This is a genomic window from Streptomyces sp. AC550_RSS872, assembly GCF_019049285.1.
Taxonomy (GTDB): Bacteria; Actinomycetota; Actinomycetes; order Streptomycetales; family Streptomycetaceae; genus Streptomyces.
In genome coordinates this window covers 122,462-142,537 of record NZ_JAGMUL010000198.1, presented here as the reverse complement: position 1 = coordinate 142,537, position 20,076 = coordinate 122,462, and the positions used below count along the sequence as shown (strand labels likewise).

The window sequence follows — 20,076 nt, the reverse complement described above, 5'->3', positions numbered from 1 at the left end:
GCCGGGTGGGGGTCAGCCGCTTCAGGCAGTGACACCTGAAGTTAAAAGCAACGTTGCAGACCTTATGCCTTCAAGTTTCGAAGTCAATACACGGGGAGCTGTGAGCTTGAAGACGCGATGGGGTGACGTGTGTTCATTTCTTGAAGAAATGGAACCGGGTCAGCGAAGTCGCTGGCTGATGACCTTCGACACACCGTCGCCCTGCATGGAGACGCCGTACAGCGCGTCGGCGACCTCCATCGTGCGCTTCTGGTGCGTGATCACGATCAGCTGCGAGGCCTCCTGAAGCTCCTGCATGATGCGGATCAGCCGCTGGAGGTTGGTGTCGTCAAGGGCGGCCTCGACCTCGTCCATGACGTAGAACGGGCTCGGGCGGGCCTTGAAGATCGACACGAGCAGCGCGACGGCGGTCAGCGACCGCTCGCCACCGGAGAGCAGGCTCAGCCGCTTGACCTTCTTGCCGGGGGGACGTGCCTCGACGTCGACACCCGTGGTGAGCATGTTGTCGGGATCGGTCAGGATCAGCCGCCCCTCGCCCCCGGGGAACAGCCGGCTGAAGACGCCCTCGAACTCCCGGGCCGTGTCCCGGTACGCCTCGGTGAAGACCTGCTCGACGCGTTCGTCGACCTCCTTGACGACCTGGAGCAGGTCCGCGCGGGTCTTCTTCAGGTCTTCGAGCTGCTCGCTGAGGAACTTGTGCCGTTCCTCCAGCGCCGCGAACTCCTCGAGGGCGAGCGGGTTGACCTTGCCGAGCTGTTGGTAGGCCCGCTCGGCCGCCTTGAGCCGCTTCTCCTGCTCGGCTCGCACGAACGGCCTGGGCTGGTTGCGGGGGTGCTCGGGGTCCTCCGGGAGCTGCTCGCCCTCGGCGGCCAGGGACGGCGGTACGAGCTGGTGGGGGCCGTACTCGGAGACGAGCCCGGCGGGCTCCACGCCCAGTTCCTCCAGCGCCTTGTTCTCCAGCTGCTCGATCCGCATCCGCTTCTCGGCGCCGAGTACCTCGCCGCGGTGCACGGAGTCGGTCAGCTTGTCCAGTTCCGCCTTGAGGTCGCGGCCCTGGCCGCGGGCGACGGTGAGTTCCTGCTCGCGCCGCGCCTTGGCTGCCTCGGCAGCGGTGCGTTCCTCGTCGGCACGGGCCAGGGAGACCTCGACGTGCGCGAGCAGCTGCCGGGTGCCGGAGGCGACGGCTTCGGCGACGGCCGCCTCGTGCCGCAGCCGGGCCCGCCGCTGCTCGGCACGCGCGCGTGCGTCTCGCTCCGCTCGGGCGGCGCGGTCGAGGGAGTCGGCGCGGCCTGCGAGTCCCTTGACGCGTTCTTCGTGCGTACGGACCTGGAGGCGGGCCTCCATCTCGGTCTGGCGGGCGTTGGCGCCGTCGGCGGCGAGACGGTCCCGTACCGACGTGTCGGGCTCCTCCTCGACCGGCATCTCCTCGGCGACGGCAAGCCGCTCGGCCAGCTCCTCGACCTCCTGGAGAGCCTTGTCGAGGGCGTCCTGGGCCCGCGCGGCGGCGGCCACGGAGCGCTCCGCCTCGCCGGCCGCGCCCCTCGCCTGGCCTGCGAGCCGGCCGAGCTGCTGGGCGACCGCGGATTTCTCCCGGTCGGCGGCGCGGCGCCGCTCCCCCAGCTCCTCGACGAGCCCTGCGCACTCCTTGCGCCGCTCTGTTGCCGCGTGCTGGGACTCGGCCAGCTCCTCGCAGCGCACTGCCAGCTCTTCCAGTTCGGCGGCGGCTTCGTCCACGGAGGCCTGTACTTCGAGGAGGCTCGGGGCGCCTGCGGAGCCGCCGTGGGCGAAGTGGGCGCTCAGGAGGTCGCCTTCGGCGGTGACCGCGGTGAGGTGGGGGTGGGCGTAGACGAGTTCCTCGGCGTCTTCGAGGGTGGGGACGACGACGATGCCGTGGAGGAGGCGTCGTACTGCGGGCATGAGCTCGGAAGGACCGCGGACGAAATCTGCCGCGTGAGGTTGTCCGGCGTCTGCGGGTTCGTCGTGGCTGGGCGCGCCCCGCGACGGAGCCGCAGATTGATACAGCCCAGCGCCCCCGCGGGGCACCTCCGGCGCACCCGCCAGCAGCAGCGATGCCCGGCCGCCGTCCTGCTTGCGCAGCAGCCTGATCGCCTCCGCCGCCGACGACGCTGACGTCACCGCGATTGCGTCCGCCGCCGCCCCGAAAGCCGCCGCCAGTGGGACCTCGTAGCCAGGTGTCACCGTCAGCAGTTCCGCGGCCGGGCCCAACAACCCGGTGAGACGGTCTTTCGCGCCGAGCAGTATCCCGGTGCCGTCCTTTCGGCGCAGGCCCAGCGCCAGCGCCTCGTGCCGTGCCTGGGTGGCGGCACGCTTGCGCTCGGCCGCGGTGGCTGCCTCGCGGGCTGCCGTCAGGGCGGCCTCCGCCTGCGCCAGCTGCCGCTTCGCCTCCTCGTGCTGCTCGCCGAGCTCCGCGTCGCCCGCGTCCAAGCCGTCGACCTCGGCCTTCAGGGCCTCGTACTCCTCCTGCGCGGAGAAGGCCCGCTCCTGGGCCTCGTCCCGGGCGGCGGCCAGGCGGTCGATCTCGGCCTGGGCGGAGGCCGCGCGTGAACGGGCTGCGTTGACCTGGCCGTTCAGCCGGGCGAGGCCCTCGCGGCGGTCGGCGATGGCGCGGGCGACGTCCTTGAGGCGCCGTTCCTCCTGCGTGAGCTCCCGTTCCAGTTCGGCGCGGTGGGCGACCGTGTCCTCCAGGGCGCGCTCGGCCGCCTCCAGGGCCGCTTCGAGTTCGGCCTCCTGCTCGCGGATGCGGGCGGCCTCGCGCTCCATGTCCTCGGGGTCGCGGCCCCGGCGCTCCTCCGGCGGCGCGGACGTCGCGCTCTTCACGCGCGCGTCGGCCAGCGAGATCGTGCCCCGCACCCGCTCGGCGAGCTGCGACAGCTCGTACCAGGTCTGCTGGGCTCGCTGAAGGCGCGGTGTGAGCTGCCGTACCTCGTCCTCCAGGAGCGCCTCGCGCTGGAGCGCCTTCTTCAGCTCCTGCTCGGCGGCCTCCTTGCGCTCCTTCAGCGCGGCCTCGTCGGCGACCTCGGCCTGGAGCGCCTCCCGGAGCCGTACGAGGTCGTCGGCGAGCAGGCGGAGCCGCGCGTCGCGCAGATCGGCCTGGATGACGGCGGCCCGGCGCGCCACCGCCGCCTGGCGGCCGAGCGGCTTGAGCTGTCGGCGCAACTCGTCCGTCAGGTCCTGCACGCGCGCGAGGTTGGCCTGCATCGCGTCCAGTTTCCTGAGGGCCTTCTCCTTGCGCTTGCGGTGCTTGAGGACGCCCGCGGCCTCCTCGATGAAGGCGCGGCGGCCCATGGGGTCGGCGTGCAGGACGGAGTCGAGCTGGCCCTGGCCGACGATGACGTGCATCTCGCGGCCGATGCCGGAGTCGGAGAGGAGTTCCTGGATGTCGAGGAGGCGGCAGGTGTCGCCGTTGATCTGGTACTCGCTGCCGCCGTTGCGGAACATGATCCGCGTGATGGTGACCTCGGCGTACTCGATGGGCAGTGCGCCATCGGAGTTGTCGATGGTCAGCGAAACCTCGGCTCGGCCAAGTGGCGGACGGCCGGTGGTGCCGGCGAAGATGACGTCCTCCATCTTGCCGCCGCGCAGCGACTTGGCGCCCTGCTCGCCCATGACCCAGCTGAGCGCGTCCACGACATTGGACTTGCCCGAGCCGTTCGGACCGACGACACACGTGATGCCCGGCTCGAACCGGAGCGTGGTCGCCGAGGCGAACGACTTGAACCCACGGAGGGTCAGGGCCTTGAGGTGCACGCCGCTGGACTCTACCTTCCGCCCGGATGTCACTCCATGAACCCACGGTTTCACCGATGAACGCGCAGGGCACACCAGACGTTAAAGAGGGTGAAAGGATGCGCGGGGCAGTAAGCCGGGGGCAAGAGAGAAGGGACGCCGAAGCGTCCCTTGCAACTTCTGACGGCTGACACAGCAGTCGCCTGACAACTACTTAGCGGTGGGATACGGGCTGCCCAACCACTGCTTGTGCTGTTGTGGAGCGATGCAGTGATCAGGTGAGCGCAGGCTCCGCCTGGTGTGCGTCGATGCTCTCCATGATCCTGTCGTGAGAAGCGGCAGCCTGCAGAGCGTCGTTCTCGGCCTGGATCCGTCCGAGCTCGGATTCCAGGTCCTGGACGCGCTGCTGGAGCCGTCGCATCTCGGCGAGGAGTCGAGGGTCGGAGCCGCCGACGTAACCGAGAAGCGCCTTTGCCATGATGGATGGTCCTCCACACTGAGTGACCGACCGAAGCGGTGTGGGTCGTGAGGGATTCGCACCCGCGGTTGCTTGGCAGGCCTGGAGTTGTGCTGCCGTTCAGCCACGCCAAACAGCGAAGGTGCGCGGGGCTTTCAGCGTCTCACCAAAAAGTTTGACGGTCAACACGATCACGCCCCGTATTGGCGGGCGAACCCGGTGGCACACGGCCGGAATACGGCTGCGCGGCGACTCCTGCGGGGCCCTCGGGGCGTGGCGATCATCCTTGAGTGCGGAGCCTGCCACCACGTGCGCTTCTTGGCAACCACCTGCTCATTTCTGCTCGGGGCAGTTGCCGGTGGCAGGTCCCTCCGCTTGCGCCAGGGCCTGTTTACAGATACGGCTCAGCGGATGGCGAAGCCGTCGTAACCCCCACGAGGTGTGTCCCAGATCTCGGTGACGCCGTCCACCCGCCCGGGCGTGTCGTCGCCCTCGAGCCAACCGAGGAGCCCTTCACAGCCTTCTCGCGAGCCCTCCGCGACCACCTGGACCCGACCGTCGGCCAAATTGAGAGCAAAACCACTCAGGCCACCGATCTCGAGCGCCTTGGCCCGCGTGAACCAGCGGAAACCCACACCTTGGACACGTCCACGCACCCAGGCGACCAGCCGTACATCCTCGCTCATGACTGCAACCTAACGGGCCAATGTCCCTCCGGGCACTTCCTCCCCTGGCGCCATGGGGTACCGTCCCCACCCAATGAACCCCATATGAAACTCACACGATCGAGTGAGTTCTGTGGGGATCTTGAGACCGCAGGGACGAGGAAGGCCAGGACATGGGACGCCACCGACGCTCCGCCGCCGGCCGCGCCGCCACGGGCCGCGCCGCGGGGGTCACACATACGGACGGCTCTTTCACGGAGGGCCACGGCAGCCCACTGGACTCGTCCGGCGGCGACCGCCCGACGATGGGCATCGCGCCCTATCTGAACCCGGAGGCGTACGCCGAGGCCTACGCGAAGAGCGACGCCTATCTGTTCGCCTCGGACGACGACTACGACCGGATCACCGGCACCACGACGTTCCCGGACGAGGAGACCGCCGCCTTCCGCAGTGACGGCTTCACGCCCAGCGCCGGCTCCGGGCGTCCCGGGGGCGGCTCGCACCGCCGACGCAAGAAGAAGGCTGTGGCGCCGGTGAAGACCGGGCTGCTCGGCGTCTCCGCAGCGGTCGCCCTGGGCACGGTCGCGGTCGCCGCGGGCGTGGTGCCCGGCATCGACAACTACCAGCTCGGCGGCGGCAGCGGCGCGGACAAGGTGCAGGCCGCCGACACCCCGACCAACGTCCCCACCGAGCAGGGCGGCACGTCCGGCGACGCCGACAGCCAGGACAACGGCTCCTCGACCAGCCGTGACGCCGAGCGGCCCGCCTCTCCGGCCCCGTCGACGTCCTCGGCCGCGCCGACGAAGACCCCGTCGAAGAAGCCGTCGGCCACACCCAGCAAGAAGCCGAAGGAGACTCCTTCCCGTACGGCCACGAAGGCGCCGGAGAAGGAGAGGGAACCGGAGCGCGAGCAGACCGGCGCCCCTGTGGAGATGTCCGCCCAGGCCGCCGCCGCGGCCGAGGTGCTCCAGCTGGTCAACCAGGAGCGCGCGCAGGTCGGCTGCGGCGCGGTCGCCGCCAACAGCTCGCTCACGGACCTGGCCCAGGACTTCAGCGAGGACATGGCCGCGCGGGGCTTCTTCGACCACACCGACCCGAGCGGGGCGTCCCCGTGGGACCGCGCCGCGAAGGCCGGCATCACCGACCTCGGCGGCGAGAACATAGCCCGCGGCCAGGCCGACGCGGCCGCGGTGATGGACGCCTGGATGAACAGCCCGGGCCACAAGGCCAACATCCTGAACTGCGACTTCAAGACCCTGGGAGTCGGCGTGCACTTCGGCGCGGGCGGACCCTGGTGGACGCAGGACTTCGGGTACTGACGGTACTGATCTCGTACCCGTCCCCGCGTTCATTTCAGCGAAAGCTAACTGGAAGTTAGCGCAAACTCAGCGTCAGCGCTGCGTTGGAGTACGCTTAAGGAATGGACACCAAGCACGCGCGCACGGAGGCGCAGGACCTCCCGTACAACGTGTTCGCCAAGGCCTGTCCCTCGCGCGGCACGCTGGAGCACGTCACGGGCCGCTGGGGCGGACTCACGCTCGGCGCCCTGTACGAGGGCTCGCTGCGCTTCAACGAGCTGCGCCGCCGCGTCGACGGCGTCAGCGAGAAGATGCTGTCCCAGACGCTGCACGCCCTGGAGCGGGACGGCCTGGTGCACCGCGAGGCCCAGCCGACCAATCCGCCGAGGGTCGACTACGAGCTGACGCCGCTCGGACGCGGGGTCGCCGAGCGGTTGCTGAGCCTCATCCACTTCGTGGAGGGCCAGATGGACGGCGTGCTCGACGCACGCCGGCGCTACGACGAGACGCGCGGCGCCCTCTGACACTTCGGGCAGAAGTAGCTGGACCGGTTCATCCAGGCCCGCCTGCGCATCGGCGTACCGCACCGCTTGCAGGGCAGTCCCTCACGGCCGTAGGCGTCGAGCGACCGGTCGAAGTAGCCCGACTCGCCATTGACGTTGACGTACAGGCTGTCGAAGCTGGTGCCGCCCACCGCGAGGGCCGCGTTCATCACGTCCCTTACGTGGCCCAGGAGTTCGAGGCTGCGCGGACGCGTGAAGGTCGCGGTCGGGCGGTCGTAGTGGAGGCGGGTGCGCCACAGGGCCTCGTCCGCGTAGATGTTGCCGACGCCGCTGATCAACGACTGGTCGAGCAGGGCCCGTTTGATGGTGGTGCGCTTGCGGCGCAGGGCCCGGTGGAAGGCCTCGTCGTCGAAGAGCGGGTCCAGGGGGTCGCGGGCGATGTGCGCGATGACGTCGGGCAGTCCGTCGGCGGTGTTGTCGTGCAACGACAGGCCGCCGAAGGTGCGTTGGTCGACGAACCGCAGCTCGGTGCCGAGGGCGTCCGCGAACCGGACCCGGATCCTGAGGTGCTTCTCGTCGGGGGCGTTCTGCGGCTGGACCAGCAGCTGACCGCTCATCCCGAGGTGGGCGAGGATCGACTGGTGCGTGTCCTCGAGGGGCAGCCACAGGTACTTGCCGCGGCGGCTGGGCGTGCCGATGCGGTGGCCCTTGAGGCGGTGCGCGAAGTCGTCCGCGCCGGCGAGGTGACGGCGTACGGCACGCGGGTGCAGCACCTCGGCGTCGGCGACCGTGCGATGGGCGACCCACCGCTCCAGGCCCCGCCGTACGACCTCGACCTCGGGCAACTCGGGCATGGGATCCCCCGTCCACCTGCGTGGGCCCGTCGGGCCACTGAATGGACCGAGCGCCCGCCCCACGGCGGGGTACGGGCGCTCGGATCGCTCTGTTCGGTCAGGCGGAGGCCGACGACGTGTCGGCGTCCGGCTCAGCCGGATCCGGCTCGGCGGCATCCGCTGCCGCCTTCGCCTTCTTGGCGCGCTCGTCCGCCGCGGCCCGGATGGACCGCCACGCGGATTCCGCGGCCTGCTGCTCCGCCTCCTTCTTGCTGCGGCCGGTGCCGGTGCCGTACGAGACGCCTCCGACGCGGGCGGCAGCAGTGAAGGTCTTCTCGTGGTCGGGGCCGGTCTCCGTGACCAGGTACTCGGGGACGCCGAGGCCTTCGGTCGCGGTGAGCTCCTGGAGGGACGTCTTCCAGTCCAGGCCGGCTCCGAGGTTCGAGGACTTCTCGATCAGCGGGTCGAACAGGCGGTGCACCAGCTCCGCCGCCGAGTCCAGGCCCTGGTCGAGATAGACCGCGCCGATCACCGCTTCCAGGGTGTCGGCGAGGATCGATGCCTTGTCCCGGCCGCCCGTGCCCTCTTCACCGCGGCCGAGCCGGATGAAGGAGCCCAGGTCGAGCCCACGGCCGACCTCCGCCAGCGCACGCGAGTTGACCACCGCGGCCCGCAACTTGGCCAGCTGGCCTTCGGGCAGGTCGGGGTGGGTGCGGTACAGCGTGTCCGTGACAACGAGGCCGAGGACGGAGTCCCCGAGGAACTCCAGGCGCTCGTTGGTGGGCAGGCCGCCGTTCTCGTATGCGTACGACCGGTGGGTCAGTGCACGCACCAGAAGGGCGGACTCGAGCTTGTACCCGAGCCGCCCTTCCAACAGCGTGTGGGACGAGGCCTGGTTGTCCGCCTTCTTACGGGCGTGTGGGTCCGCCATGGCGTCTTCCGCCTTCTTGGCAGTGGACACAGTGCCTCTCACCAGCCGCTCAGACCTCGAGGACCTGGCGCTTGTTGTAGGTGCCACAAGACGGGCACGCGATGTGCTGCTGCTTGGGCTCGTGGCAGCGCTCGCACGCAACCAGGGTGGGGACCGCAGCCTTCCACTGCGACCGGCGGTGGCGCGTGTTGCTGCGCGACATCTTCCGCTTCGGAACAGCCACGGCTACTTCTCCTGCTTCTCGTCGACGCCCGCTTCCGCGTCAGCGCCGCTCATCTCGTCCTTCTCGCCGTCTTCGAGTGAACCGGCGAGTCCCTGCAATGCCGCCCAACGAATGTCGACGGCGTCATGGTGGTGGTCCGGGTCGTCCGCAAGGCGCGCACCGCACTCGGCGCACAGTCCCGGGCAGTCTTCCTGGCACACCGGCTGCATCGGCAGTGCGAGCACCACCGCATCACGCAGCACGGATTCGAGGTCGAACAAGCCGTCCTCGAGAAAGAGCCTGTCCTCGTCGTCCTCGGCGTCGTCGCCGGGTTCCGCACCGTGAGGGTGACGGCCCCGATCGTCGGCGTCAGGGTACGAGAACATCTCCTGGAATTCCGCTTCGACGTCGAGCTGAAGCGGCTCCAGACACCTTACGCACTCCCCCTCGGCCTGTGCACGGCCGGTGCCTGTGACAAGCACACCTTCCATGACCGACTCGAGTCGGAGTTCGAGCTCCACCGGGGCGCCTTCCGGCACTCCGATGACGTCCTTGAGACCGAGGTCCTTCGGGGCGTCGACCGTGCGGGTCATGCGCTGTAGCGCACCGGGCCGCCGGCCCAGCTCGTGCGTGTCGAACACGAGAGGGTTGCGGTGGTCGAGGCGGGCTGTCACGCCGTTCCTGCTTTCGATCTGCTGAGCTCAGATGGTCACTGACCAGATACCAGTAGGGTGACCTACCTCGGTATCCAGGGCAGCGTTGATCGCGGACGTACACGCGACCGAAGAGCCAGGATACTGGACCTTCCGCTCACGGCCCAATCCGGCTGTCCCTTACTGACCTCGCCCCTGCTCGTAGGCCCGCAGCTGCTCCGCGCTGATCATGCCGGTGTCGAAGAGACTGGTCTCGTCGAGCGCGTAACCCTGGTTGCCCTGCGCGGCCTGCTGCGGGACCTGGTGCTGGTCCTGGCCCGGGTCGTAGGCGGCCTGCTGGGGGGCGTAGCCCTGGTAGGCGTAGGGGTCGGCCTGCTGGTAGCCGTACGGGTCCTGCTGGCCGCCGTACTGCTGCTGGTAGCCGTAGGGATCCGCGGTCTGCTGCTGGTAGCCGTACGCCGGCTGCGCGGTCTGCGGGTCGTACTGCGGCTGTGGCGGTACGGCCGCCGCCGGCTGCTCGGCGGAGGCCGCCGGGGTGTCCTGCTCCGCGAGCGCGGCGAGGTCGGCGAGGTAGTCGGCGTCGCTGGAGTGCTGGACGGTGCCGGTGTCGTCGGCGAGGGCGCCGAGGTCGTCGGTGGCGATCCGGCCGTGCAGCTTCTGCCGGCCGCGGCCGACGGCCTCCAGGGTCTTGGCCAGGACCGCCTCGAAGGCGCCGAGCTTGACGTCGACGTAATCGTCGGCGCTGCGGCGCAGGGTCTCCGGGTCGTGGCTGCGCTCGGGGGCGTCCTCGTCCTCGTAGCCGTTCTCGTCGGTGCCGGGGCCGGTGCCGAGGAGCTTCTCGCGGCCGCGGCCGACGGAGCCGAGGGTCTTGGTGAGGACGACCTCGAAGTTGGCGAGCTTGGAGTCGACGTAGTCGTCGGCCTCCGCACGGACGTCCTCGGCCTCCTTGCGGGCCTCGGCGAGGATGCGGTCGGCCTCGGCCTGGGAGCGGCGGGCGACCTCGGTGTCGGAGATCAGGGAGCCGCGCTCGGCGTGCGCGCCCTGGATGATCCGCTCGGCCTCCTGGCGGGCCTGCTCGACCATCTGCTCACGGCCGCCGATCAGCTCCTGGGCCTGGGCGAGGGAACCGGGCAGGGCCGCACGGACCTCTTCCAGCATCGCGAGCAGTTCGGCGCGGTTGACCACGCACGAGGCCGACATGGGCATCGACCGGGCACCTGAGACCGCCGCGACGATCTCGTCGAGCTTCTTCTGCACGTCCACCGTGTGCTCGCCACTCTCTACAGCTGTGATGGAGACGGACGGGACGACTGTAGCCCCATCAGTCCTTGCGCAGGCGCTTGTTGAGGGCCTCCAGAACCACCGGCGGCACGAGGTGGGAGACGTCCCCGCCCCAGGTCGCCACCTCCTTCACGAGGGAGGAGGACAGGAAGCTGTAGGTGGGGTTGGTCGGGACGAAGAGGGTCTCCACGCCCGACAGGCCGTTGTTCATCTGGGCCATTTGCAGCTCGTAGTCGAAGTCGCTGACGGCGCGCAGGCCCTTCACGATGGCCGGGATGTCGCGCTGCTTGCAGAAGTCGACGAGGAGGCCGTGGAAGGCCTCGACGCGGACGTTTCCGTACTCGGCCGTGACCTGGCGGATGAGGTCGAGTCGCTCGTCGACCTCGAACAGGCCCTTCTTGGCCTTGTTGATCATGACGGCGACGTAGACCTCGTCATACAGCCTCGAGGCGCGGGAAATGATGTCGAGGTGTCCGTTGGTGATCGGGTCGAACGACCCGGGACAGACGGCGCGGCGCACTGGTGATCCCTCGCTCTCGAGTCCGGTCATCGTGCGTCTTCGCACGTGGAGGCGGCGCGACCGTACCAAAACGTTCCCTCACCGTAACGACGGGCCCGGATCGCTTCGAAACCGTCCGGCCAACGGAATTCGCCACCTCTGGTGCTGCGCTCCACGGTGACGAGTGCCTCCGGCGCGAGCCAGCCCCCTGAGCGGAGTGTGAGCAGAATCTCGCGAAGATCGTGATCTGTGACTCGGTACGGAGGGTCCAGGAAGACGAGGTCGTACGGCTCGGTCGGTGCCGGGGTCTGGATGATCTGTTCGGCTTTGCCCGACCTCACCTCGGCGCCGGGGAGGCCGAGGTTCTTGACGTTCTCGCGGACCACGCGGGCGGCTCTTGCGTCCGCCTCCACGAGGAGGGTGTGGCCGGCGCCGCGGGAGAGGGCCTCCAGGCCGACGGCTCCTGAACCGGCGTAGAGGTCGAGGACGCGCTCGCCGTCCAGCGGGCCGCCCAGGAGCGACTGCCAGGTGGAGAAGAGACCTTCGCGTGCTCGGTCCGATGTAGGTCGGGTTCCCGTGCCGGGTGGTACGGCTAGACGACGTCCGCCGGCTGCGCCGGCGATCACGCGGGTCATCTGTGGTCCTTGGTTGTGGGCGGCTTTAGGTATCAGTGTGGCTGGTCGCGCAGTTCCCCGCGCCCCTGAAAGGGCGCTCCTCCTCACCCCTTTTCCAAGTACTGCTCCCTTTCCTCGTCCAAGAGGGCGTCCAAGGCTGTGCGCAGGCCCGGGAGGTGCTCCAGCTCCGGATCCGCCGCCACCAGCGCCGCCGCCTCGTCCCTCGCCTCCGCGATGATCTCCTCGTCCTCGATCACGGCGAGGACCCGCAGCGAAGTACGGGCGCCCGACTGGGCCTGGCCCAGGACGTCGCCCTCGCGGCGCTGTTCCAGGTCGATGCGGGAGAGTTCGAAGCCGTCGAGGGTGGAGGCGACCGCGGTGAGGCGCTGGCGGGCCGCGCTGGCCTCCGGCATCTCGGTGACCAGGAGGCAGAGGCCGGGGGCGGAGCCGCGGCCCACTCGGCCGCGCAGCTGGTGGAGCTGGGAGACACCGAAGCGGTCGGCGTCCATGATCACCATCGCGGTGGCGTTGGGGACGTTCACCCCGACCTCGATGACCGTCGTGGCGACCAGGACGTCGGTCTCACCGGCGGCGAAGCGGCGCATGACGGCGTCCTTGTCGTCGGGGTGCATACGGCCGTGCAGCACCTCGACGCTCAGGCCTTGGAGGGGGCCCTTGGCGAGTTGGTCGGCCACCTCCAGGACGGCGAGCGGGGGGCGCTTCTCGGCCTCGTCCTCGGCGGACTTCTTCTTGCCGGCCTTCTTGGGGTCGTCCTCCTCGTCGCCGATGCGGGGGCAGACGACGTACGCCTGGTGGCCGTTGCCGACCTCTTCTCGCACCCGCTCCCAGGCGCGGGCCAGGAAGTGAGGCTTGTCGGCGGCCGGGACGACATGGCTGGCGATCGGGGAGCGGCCGGCCGGGAGCTGGTCGAGGACCGAGGTCTCCAGGTCGCCGAAGACGGTCATGGCGACCGTGCGTGGGATGGGGGTCGCGGTCATGACCAGCAGGTGCGGGGGCTGCTTGCCCTTGCCGCGCAGGGCGTCGCGCTGCTCGACGCCGAAGCGGTGCTGCTCGTCGACCACGACCAGGCCGAGGTCGTGGAACTGCACCTTGTCCTCGATCAGCGCATGCGTGCCGATCACGATCCCGGCGTCCGCCGTGACCAGGTCGAGCAGGGCCTGACGGCGGGCGGCCGCGCCCATGGAGCCGGTCAGCAGCACCACCTTGGTGGCCTGCTCGGCGCCGCCCAGCATCCCGCCCTCGGCCAGCTCGCCCATCATCTCGACGATCGAGCGGTGATGCTGCTGGGCCAGGACTTCGGTGGGCGCGAGCATGGCGGCCTGACCGCCGGCGTCGACTACGGCGAGCATGGCGCGGAGGGCCACCATCGTGTTGTGGGTCACCGTGAAGTTGTCGGTGATGTAGGCATGGCTCGGGTGGGCGACGCTGATGCACTGGACCGGCTTTCGCCCCACGTACTCGACCCCCCGGATTCCTCGCCGGAAGGTGTCGTATTTGGGCCGTGGGCGTACGCGATCTGCCTTACGGGTGAGCCTGAAAGGGGCGTATTCGTCGGGTAGCACCACCGAGACATTGAAGGCGACTTCCTTCGGCAGAACACGCGCCCGGCCGCCGAGCGAACGCACCAGCCAGGCGACGTCGTCCGCGAGCCTGCGCGAGGCTGAGCGGAGCGAAATGCTCCAGCCGTCCGCGTCGATGGTGCCATCGGTGTCCAAAAGCCCCTGCAACAGAGCGAGACGGTTCTTGATCGAAGTGTTCTTGAACTCGTCGGGAACGAATTTCCCGTGCGAAGTCACGCCCCACAGGTTCAAGTCCCGCAGGGTTTGGATCACAGGGTTACGGATTCCTCCGGCCCGCCGTGCCAGTTGGATCGTGAAGTCACAGCGAGAACCCCTCACCCGGCCCAGTCGGCATTCGGGCGCCACAGTTGTCGCCACAGCGTCACGGATCTCGTCGTCGATGGTGGACAGACGCAGGTTGTGGCGGAATGAGCCGTCTCCGAGGAGCAGACCGAACAGATACGGATCGAGAGGCAATCCCGAGTCGCTACCGAGATCAACCGGCGTGGCTGCCGGAAGGTACCATTTGGAGGACCCGTTGGCCTCGAATGTGTCCAGGCGGATCACCCGAGTGGTCATGACCTTGGGAGCCTGGCCACGATGCCATCCGCAACTCGTGCCGACGATCCACAGATGCTCGTCGTCGCACTCGACGGAGCTCCCGTCCGACAGGACCAGCCGCCAGACATCACGCTCTCCTTGTGGAAAGACACCGTCGATCAAGGCGATCCCGCCGTCCGGCACGACGACTTCGTCCCTCACCTTCAAGTCCCCCATACGGCGGAAACCGGCAGGTGTGAGCACGAGCGAGTCGAGGGGCTGAGCCTTGCCCGATCCGACCTCGCCCTGGAGCAGCCGGTGCATCGGGTGTTCGGTGGCGAGATCGTCGAAGATCTCCCTCGACACCTTCTGCTGGCCCTCGGTGAGGGTGAAGGGGAGGCGGTCGTCGAAGGACGTCAGGAGGCCGTCCGGCTTGGGTTTGCGGGCCACCGCGGGAAGTTGGGCGTCGGCGTGGCGGCGGCGGGCCAGGGCTACCTGGAGGACGAAGGCCTCGTCCCATTTGAGGCGGGAGCGGGCGTCGTCGATGTCGGCCCTGGTGTGCGGGCGGTGGATCTTGAGGAGGGCCTCGGGGAGGGTGACCAGGCCGCGGCCCGCGCGGAGGGTGTCCGGGAGGGGGTCGACGGCTTCCTGGGCGCTGGGCAGGACCGTCTGGATGGCCTTGCCGATCTTCCAGGACTCCAGTTTGGCGGTGGCGGGGTAGATCGGGATCAGGGCGCCGGCCCAGGTCTCGACCGTCTCCACCGCCTCGTCGTCGGCACCGCGCAGCAACTCGTACGCCGGGTGTGCCAGTTGCAGTCGGCGGTTGAAGACGGAGACCTTGCCCGCGAACATCGCCCGGGTGCCCGGCAGGAGCTCCTTGTGGGGCTTGTGAACGCCGTTGCCGAAGAAGACCAGTTGGAGGCGGCCGCTGCCGTCCGTGATCGTGACTTCGAGGCGCTGGCCCTTGCCGCGGGGGGCCTTCGATGAGGCGAAGGTGTGCAGGCGGGCGTCGGCGACCATGGCGACCACCGTCACGTGCTCGTCCATGGGGAGGTCGGCCAGGTGTGTGAGCTGGCCGCGCTCCTCGTATCTGCGCGGGTAGTGGTGCAGGAGGTCGCCGACGGTGTGCAGGCCGAGGTGCTCGGCCATCACCTTGGCGGTGGGAGGGCCGAGCACTTTCTTCAGTGGTTCTTCCAGTGCGGGCACGAGATCCATTCCACACCACCGCACTGACAATGCCGTAGAGGTCGCGGCCCCCGTCCCGGTAAACGTCCCGGAAACCCCTGGTCAGACGTTTCGTTTCGGCTCTAGGATGGCGCGCTCCGGCCATCCTTTCGCGGTCACCGCCTCACCGGGACCGCCCGACCCCGCGCCGTCGCCAAGCCCCCCAACGGCGCCGTGACGATGGACTCCCAGACCTCACAGTCATCCCAGGCACCTCAGCCGCCCCAGTCACCTCATACGTTCCAGGTCGACCTGCGTGGTCTGGTGGACCTGCTCTCCCACCATCTCTACTCCAGCCCGAAGGTCTACCTGCGCGAGCTGCTTCAGAACGCCGTCGACGCCATCACCGCCAGACGCGCCGAGGAGCCGGGCGCGCCCGCCGTGGTACGGCTGTACGCCGAGGCGGGCGCCCTGCGGGTCGAGGACTCCGGCGTCGGGCTCACCGAGGCGGACGTGCACAGCCTCCTCGCGACCATCGGGCGCAGCTCCAAGCGTGCCGAGGGGCTTCAGGAGGCGCGGTCCGACTTCCTGGGGCAGTTCGGCATCGGACTGCTGGCCTGTTTCGTGGTCGCCGAGCGGATCCGGGTGGTCAGCCGCAGCTCCCGTACGCCGGACGCAGCGCCCGTGGAGTGGACGGCGACGGACGACGGCTCGTACACCGTGCGGACGCTGCCGGACGACGCCCGCACCGAACCGGGCACCACCGTGCACCTGGTGGCGCGGGCCGGGGCCGCCGAGTGGCTGGCCGAGGACCGGGTGCTGGCGCTGGCGCGGGACTTCGGCTCGCTGCTGCCGTACGACGTCCGGGTCGGCGGCGAGGCGGTCACCGACCTGCCCGCGCCCTGGGACCGGCCGTACCCCTCCCCCGCCAACCGCAGGGTGGCCCTGGCGCGGCACTGTCACGACCTGTTCGGCTTCACCCCGCTGGACTCGATCGACCTGGACGTGCCGCTCGCGGGGATCCGTGGCGTGGCGTACGTCCTTCCCTCGTCGGTCAGCCCGGCCCAGCGGGCGGGTCATCGCGTCCACCTCAAGGGCATGCTGCTGACCGAGCGCGCCGAACAGCTGCTGCCCGACTGGGCGTTCTTCGTGCGCTGTGTGCTCGACACGGACAGTCTGCGGCCCACCGCATCGCGCGAGTCGCTGTACGAGGACGAGACACTGGCGGCCGTGCGGGAGGCGCTCGGCGAACGGATTCGGTCCTGGCTGACGGGCCTGGCGGCCGGTGATCCGGAGCGGCTGGCGGCCTTCCTGGCCGTGCACCACCTGGGGGTGAAGTCGCTCGCACGGCACGACAAGGAGATGCTGCGGACGATGCTGCCGTGGCTGCCGTTCGAGACGACCGACGGGCGGCTGTCCCTGGAGGAGTTCGCGCAGCGGCACCCGGTGGTGCACTTCACGCGGACCGTCGAGGAGTACCGGCAGGTCGCGCCGATCGCGTCCGCGCAGGGCGTCGGGGTGATCAACGGCGGTTACACGTACGACAGCGAGCTGGTCGAGGCGCTGCCCTCGGTGCGGCCGGGGACGGTCGTCGCCGAGCTGGACGCCGACACCGTGACCGCGCATCTGGACGCGGTCGACCCGGCCGAGGAGCTGGCCCTGTCGGGCTTCCTGGCGGCCGCGCGGGCGAAGCTCGACCCGCTGGGCTGTGACGTCGTCCTGCGCGCCTTCCACCCGCTGTCCGTGCCCGCGCTGCACCTCGACGACCGGGCGGCCCGGCACGAGCAGGCCCGCGCGGAGGCCGAGGAGCAGGCCGACGACCTGTGGGCGGGCATCCTCGGCTCGCTGCGCGGCAGCGCGCCACGCGCGCGTCTCGTGCTCAACCACCTCAACCCGCTGATCCGGCGGATCAGTTCCCTGGGCGACCCGGAGCTGATCGGCACCGCCACCGAGTCCCTGTACGGGCAGGCCCTGCTGATGGCGCAGCGCCCGCTCAGGCCCGCGGACTCCGCGCTGCTGAACCGGGCCTTCATCGGCCTGCTGGAGTGGGCCACGAACGGCGAGGAGGGCCGCCGATGAGCGACGTCACGGACTTCGACTCGCTGCGCCGGGCGATGGCGGACAACTCCGAGGAGCCGGAGGGTGCGGCCCGCAACGCGCGCGCGGAGCAGCTGCTCGCCGAGGCCGAGAAGCTGAACCTCCCGCTCGCCGTGATCGAGGCCCTCGGACACCAGCTGAAGGTCTACAACTACAGCTCCGAGAAGGACAAGATGTTCGTCCCCTTCGCGCGTCTGCTGCGCATGTGGGACGAGCGGCCCGAGGACTTCGACGAGTACGAGACACACACCCTGCACTGGGTCTTCAAGTGGATGTCGTCCGGCATGCTCGACCAACCACACATCCCGCTCGCCTCGATCGAGAAGTGGCTCGGCGAGATGGAGCACCGCTACCGGCTCGCCGGGCACTCCGAACGTGCCGTGCGCAGCGCCGAGTTCAGCGTGGCCGCGCATGTCGGGGACGTGACGCGCGCCGAGCGGGCCTACGCCGCCTGGCTGGCCGCCGACCGGGACAGCATGGCCGACTGCCACGCGTGCGAACTGCACGGGCAGGGCTGGTGGCAGGCCGAGCGGGGCCGGGACGCCGAAGCGATCCGGCTGTGGGGGCCGGTCCTGGCGGGCGAGTTCACCTGCGCCCATGAACCGCACACCGTGCTCGCGTCGTCCCTGGCGCCGCTGCTGCGCCTGGGACGCCTGGACGAGGCCCGCGCCCACCATCTGCGGGGTTTCCGGCTCGTCCGGGCCATGGAGAGCATGCGCGGCACCTACGCGGACCACGTGGAGTTCTGCGCGCTCAGCGGCAACGAGGCACGCGGCCTGGAGCTGCTCGCGGAGCGGCCGGCGTACTTCACGGACGACGGGCATCCGCGCAGCAAGCTGGAGTTCATGGCCGTGGTGGCCCTCCTCATGGACCGCCTGAGCGAGCTGGGACTGGGCGATCAGCGGGTCCCGGGTCCGGCGGACCGTGAGTGGACCGCCCGTGAACTCGCCGCACACGCGCGTGGGGAGGCCCTCGCACTGGCGGCGGGCTTCGACCGTCGCAACGGCACTGCGCATGTCAGCGAGCGGGCACGCGCGCGTATGGACCAGCGGCCGCTGGTGGAGCGGCTGCCGCTCGGGGTGCGTACGGCGGCGGCACGGCCCGCTGGGGCGGCGGCTCCCGCGCCCGCCGCGGCCACCGCGTCGGGCGGTTCCCAGGGCCCGGCGGCGGAGTCCGACCTGGCCGCGCTCCTCATCGAGGCACGCCGGCTGTCGGACACCTTGCAGCCCCACGCCATCGAGGCCTGGGCGGCCGTCTCGCGGGCCGCCGAGGGCGTCGAGCTGGCGGCCCGCGACCGCGCGGAGATCGCCGACCACCAGGCGATGGACCTGGGCCCGGAGGGCATCGCCCTGTTCGAGGAGGCCGCCGGGCTGTACGCGGAGGCGGGCGACCCGGGGGAGGCCCTGGCGGCACGCGCGCGCGGAGCGTACGTACGCGCTCTCACCGGCGACGTGCCCGAGGCCCTCGCGGTGATCGCCGACCTGTACGACCGGGTCCTCGCGCTGTACGCCGAGGACGGCACCGGCGTACGGCAGACGGCGGCCGTGCTGATGAGCCGGGCGCGGATTCTGATGCGGCGGGTGCACGAGGCGGAGGGCGCCACGCAGGAGGCCGCCCTGGCCGACGCCAAGGCCGCCGCCGGTGAGGTGCTGGCGCTCGTCGACGGACAGGCCGGGGACGACGTACGACTTGCCGCACGGGCCGCGGAGGCGCAGGCCATACTCGCGGAGCTGGCGGCGCTCGCCGGGGACGTGGAGCGGGCCGCGCAGCTGTTCGCGCGGGCCTCGGCGGCGTTCGTCGGGGCGGGGCTGCCGTGGTTCGCGGTGGAGTACGAGGCCCGGCTGGCCGGTCTTGCGCACCATCTCGGCGACACGGCGGAGGCCGAGCGGGCGCTGCGGTCGGCCCTGGCGCACGGCGGGCCGCACCTGGAGGCGCCGGGGCGGGCCCAGCTGCACCTCCAACTGGCCGAGGTGCTCGGCGGCCGGGGGCTGGCCGAGGAGGCCGCAGAGCACGCGCTGGAGGCGGCGCACTGGGCCGACGAGGCGGGCGAGAGCCGGACGCTGGGCGCCTGGGCGCGGCAACAGCTCGGCGGGCTTCTGCTGCGGCAGGGACGGTTCGCCGAGGCCGCCGAGGTCCTGGAGTCGGCGCTGCCCGATCTGACCGCCGAGATGCACGGCGACGGCGCGGTCGTCCAGACCCAGTGGTGGCTCGGCGACTGTCTGAGCGAGCTCGGCGAACACCGCGAGGCGGCCGAACGCCGCCTTCAGGCCGCCGAGATCGCCCGGCACTGGCCCGAACAGCACGACCACGCCACGCTCGCCCACCTCGCCGCCGAGTCCCTCGGCCACGCGGGCCTGCACACCGAGGCCGACCAGGCGTACGCGCGTGCGGGCGCCCTGTGGCGCGAGCTCGGCAACGTCCACGGCCTCGTCCGCTCCCTGCGCGCCCGCGCGTGGCTGGCGCTGCGGCCGGCGGACTCGGAGGGCGGCCGGGACGCGGGTGGCCGGGACGGCGGGGACGACACTGCGTCCGCGTTGATGGCGAGCGCGATCAGCGCATGCACGGCGGCGCTGGAGTCGGCGGACGACGAGGAGGCACGCCGGCGCATGGTCGCCGAACTCGGCCACACCCACCGGCAGTTCAGTGACCTGCTCGCCCGTTCGGCCACGGAGGACGCCGAGGACGAGTCGATCCGGGCCGCCCTGGAGGCGGCCCTGGCCCAAGTGACCCAGGCCGTCGCGGTGTTCGCCGCCCTCGGCGACGACGCGCTGCACAGCCGCACCGGCGCCGAACTCGCCGCGGGCTGGCTGGAGGCCGACCTGAGCCGCCCGGCGCGGGCCGCCGCACGCGCGCGTGCGGTGCTGACGGCGTACGAGGACCACGACGAGGCCGACGAGGCGGCGCGGGAACGACGGGCCGAGGCCGAACAGATGCTTCAGGTGGTGGAGGAACAGGGCGCCGAGTAGTGGGAGCGGGCGGGCCGAGCCGGCCATTACCGGCTCCCGGCTCCCG

Annotated in this window: 15 protein-coding genes; 4 read left to right on the top strand and 11 right to left on the bottom strand. The window is 70.5% G+C overall.

Annotated features, from left to right (window positions below; genetic code table 11):
• Positions 1 to 159: 159 nt before the first annotated feature.
• The 3 genes from smc to KUM44_RS42450 form a co-directional block, all read right to left on the bottom strand.
• Complete coding sequence (gene smc / locus KUM44_RS42460) at positions 160 to 3,768, bottom strand: chromosome segregation protein SMC (protein WP_217215097.1); 3,609 nt, start codon at positions 3,766 to 3,768, stop codon at positions 160 to 162.
• 253 nt (positions 3,769 to 4,021) lie between these two features.
• Positions 4,022 to 4,225, bottom strand: a complete 204-nt coding sequence (locus tag KUM44_RS42455; protein WP_007493378.1) for a hypothetical protein — start codon at positions 4,223 to 4,225, stop codon at positions 4,022 to 4,024.
• Between the two features lie 383 nt (positions 4,226 to 4,608).
• Positions 4,609 to 4,890 carry an acylphosphatase gene (locus tag KUM44_RS42450; protein WP_217215096.1) on the bottom strand — a complete coding sequence of 94 codons (282 nt, stop codon included), beginning with the start codon at positions 4,888 to 4,890 and terminating at the stop codon, positions 4,609 to 4,611.
• A gap of 152 nt (positions 4,891 to 5,042) precedes the next feature.
• On the opposite strand from KUM44_RS42450, the gene KUM44_RS42445 reads away from it, so the two are divergent.
• Together KUM44_RS42445 and KUM44_RS42440 are read left to right on the top strand one after the other, a co-directional pair.
• Complete coding sequence (locus KUM44_RS42445; protein WP_217215095.1) at positions 5,043 to 6,188, top strand: CAP domain-containing protein; 1,146 nt, start codon at positions 5,043 to 5,045, stop codon at positions 6,186 to 6,188.
• Positions 6,189 to 6,289: 101 nt separating this feature from the next.
• Positions 6,290 to 6,691: a helix-turn-helix domain-containing protein gene (locus tag KUM44_RS42440; RefSeq protein ID WP_217215094.1), complete on the top strand. Its 402-nt coding sequence runs from the start codon at positions 6,290 to 6,292 to the stop codon at positions 6,689 to 6,691.
• Here the strand turns inward: KUM44_RS42440 and mutM are convergent.
• The 8 genes from mutM to KUM44_RS42400 all read right to left on the bottom strand — a co-directional run bounded on the left by mutM (position 6,664) and on the right by KUM44_RS42400 (position 15,018).
• Positions 6,664 to 7,524 (bottom strand): bifunctional DNA-formamidopyrimidine glycosylase/DNA-(apurinic or apyrimidinic site) lyase, encoded by an 861-nt coding sequence (mutM, locus tag KUM44_RS42435; RefSeq protein ID WP_217215093.1) that lies wholly within the window; start codon positions 7,522 to 7,524, stop codon positions 6,664 to 6,666. The genes KUM44_RS42440 and mutM overlap by 28 nt on opposite strands.
• Before the next feature lie 97 nt (positions 7,525 to 7,621).
• The gene (gene rnc, locus KUM44_RS42430) at positions 7,622 to 8,476 is read right to left on the bottom strand and encodes a ribonuclease III (RefSeq protein WP_217215092.1); all 855 of its coding nucleotides are present in this window, start codon (positions 8,474 to 8,476) and stop codon (positions 7,622 to 7,624) included.
• A gap of 7 nt (positions 8,477 to 8,483) precedes the next feature.
• A complete protein-coding gene (rpmF, locus tag KUM44_RS42425; protein WP_003951102.1) occupies positions 8,484 to 8,657 on the bottom strand; it encodes a 50S ribosomal protein L32 in 174 nt (57 codons plus the stop codon).
• Positions 8,658 to 8,659: 2 nt separating this feature from the next.
• Positions 8,660 to 9,229 (bottom strand): DUF177 domain-containing protein, encoded by a 570-nt coding sequence (locus KUM44_RS42420; RefSeq protein WP_254390904.1) that lies wholly within the window; start codon positions 9,227 to 9,229, stop codon positions 8,660 to 8,662.
• A 240-nt stretch (positions 9,230 to 9,469) separates the two neighbouring features.
• Entirely contained in the window at positions 9,470 to 10,552 is a 1,083-nt protein-coding gene (locus KUM44_RS42415) for an ATP synthase F0 subunit B (RefSeq protein ID WP_217215090.1), read from the bottom strand.
• Positions 10,553 to 10,610: 58 nt separating this feature from the next.
• A complete protein-coding gene (gene coaD / locus KUM44_RS42410) occupies positions 10,611 to 11,090 on the bottom strand; it encodes a pantetheine-phosphate adenylyltransferase (protein WP_217215171.1) in 480 nt (159 codons plus the stop codon).
• A 26-nt stretch (positions 11,091 to 11,116) separates the two neighbouring features.
• A complete protein-coding gene (gene rsmD, locus KUM44_RS42405) occupies positions 11,117 to 11,704 on the bottom strand; it encodes a 16S rRNA (guanine(966)-N(2))-methyltransferase RsmD (protein WP_217215089.1) in 588 nt (195 codons plus the stop codon).
• Positions 11,705 to 11,787: 83 nt separating this feature from the next.
• The gene (locus KUM44_RS42400) at positions 11,788 to 15,018 is read right to left on the bottom strand and encodes a helicase-related protein (RefSeq protein WP_217215088.1); all 3,231 of its coding nucleotides are present in this window, start codon (positions 15,016 to 15,018) and stop codon (positions 11,788 to 11,790) included.
• 189 nt (positions 15,019 to 15,207) lie between these two features.
• Here KUM44_RS42400 and KUM44_RS42395 point away from each other — a divergent pair, with 189 nt between their 5' ends.
• Both KUM44_RS42395 and KUM44_RS42390 read left to right on the top strand, forming a co-directional pair.
• Positions 15,208 to 17,046, top strand: a complete 1,839-nt coding sequence (locus tag KUM44_RS42395; RefSeq protein ID WP_217215170.1) for an HSP90 family protein — start codon at positions 15,208 to 15,210, stop codon at positions 17,044 to 17,046.
• Positions 17,043 to 20,030 (top strand): tetratricopeptide repeat protein, encoded by a 2,988-nt coding sequence (locus KUM44_RS42390; protein WP_217215087.1) that lies wholly within the window; start codon positions 17,043 to 17,045, stop codon positions 20,028 to 20,030. Before KUM44_RS42395 ends, KUM44_RS42390 begins: the two co-directional genes overlap by 4 nt.
• Positions 20,031 to 20,076: the final 46 nt, after the last annotated feature.

Coding starts and splice junctions, on each gene's coding strand:
- KUM44_RS42455 (WP_007493378.1), bottom strand. CDS start 4,225: ATGGCAAAGGCGCTTCTCGGTTACGTCGGCGGCTCCGACCCTCGACTC.
- KUM44_RS42450 (WP_217215096.1), bottom strand. CDS start 4,890: ATGAGCGAGGATGTACGGCTGGTCGCCTGGGTGCGTGGACGTGTCCAA.
- KUM44_RS42445 (WP_217215095.1), top strand. CDS start 5,043: ATGGGACGCCACCGACGCTCCGCCGCCGGCCGCGCCGCCACGGGCCGC.
- KUM44_RS42440 (WP_217215094.1), top strand. CDS start 6,290: ATGGACACCAAGCACGCGCGCACGGAGGCGCAGGACCTCCCGTACAAC.
- mutM (WP_217215093.1), bottom strand. CDS start 7,524: ATGCCCGAGTTGCCCGAGGTCGAGGTCGTACGGCGGGGCCTGGAGCGG.
- KUM44_RS42420 (WP_254390904.1), bottom strand. CDS start 9,229: ATGACCCGCACGGTCGACGCCCCGAAGGACCTCGGTCTCAAGGACGTC.
- rsmD (WP_217215089.1), bottom strand. CDS start 11,704: ATGACCCGCGTGATCGCCGGCGCAGCCGGCGGACGTCGTCTAGCCGTA.
- KUM44_RS42400 (WP_217215088.1), bottom strand. CDS start 15,018: ATGGATCTCGTGCCCGCACTGGAAGAACCACTGAAGAAAGTGCTCGGC.
- KUM44_RS42395 (WP_217215170.1), top strand. CDS start 15,208: ATGGACTCCCAGACCTCACAGTCATCCCAGGCACCTCAGCCGCCCCAG.
- KUM44_RS42390 (WP_217215087.1), top strand. CDS start 17,043: ATGAGCGACGTCACGGACTTCGACTCGCTGCGCCGGGCGATGGCGGAC.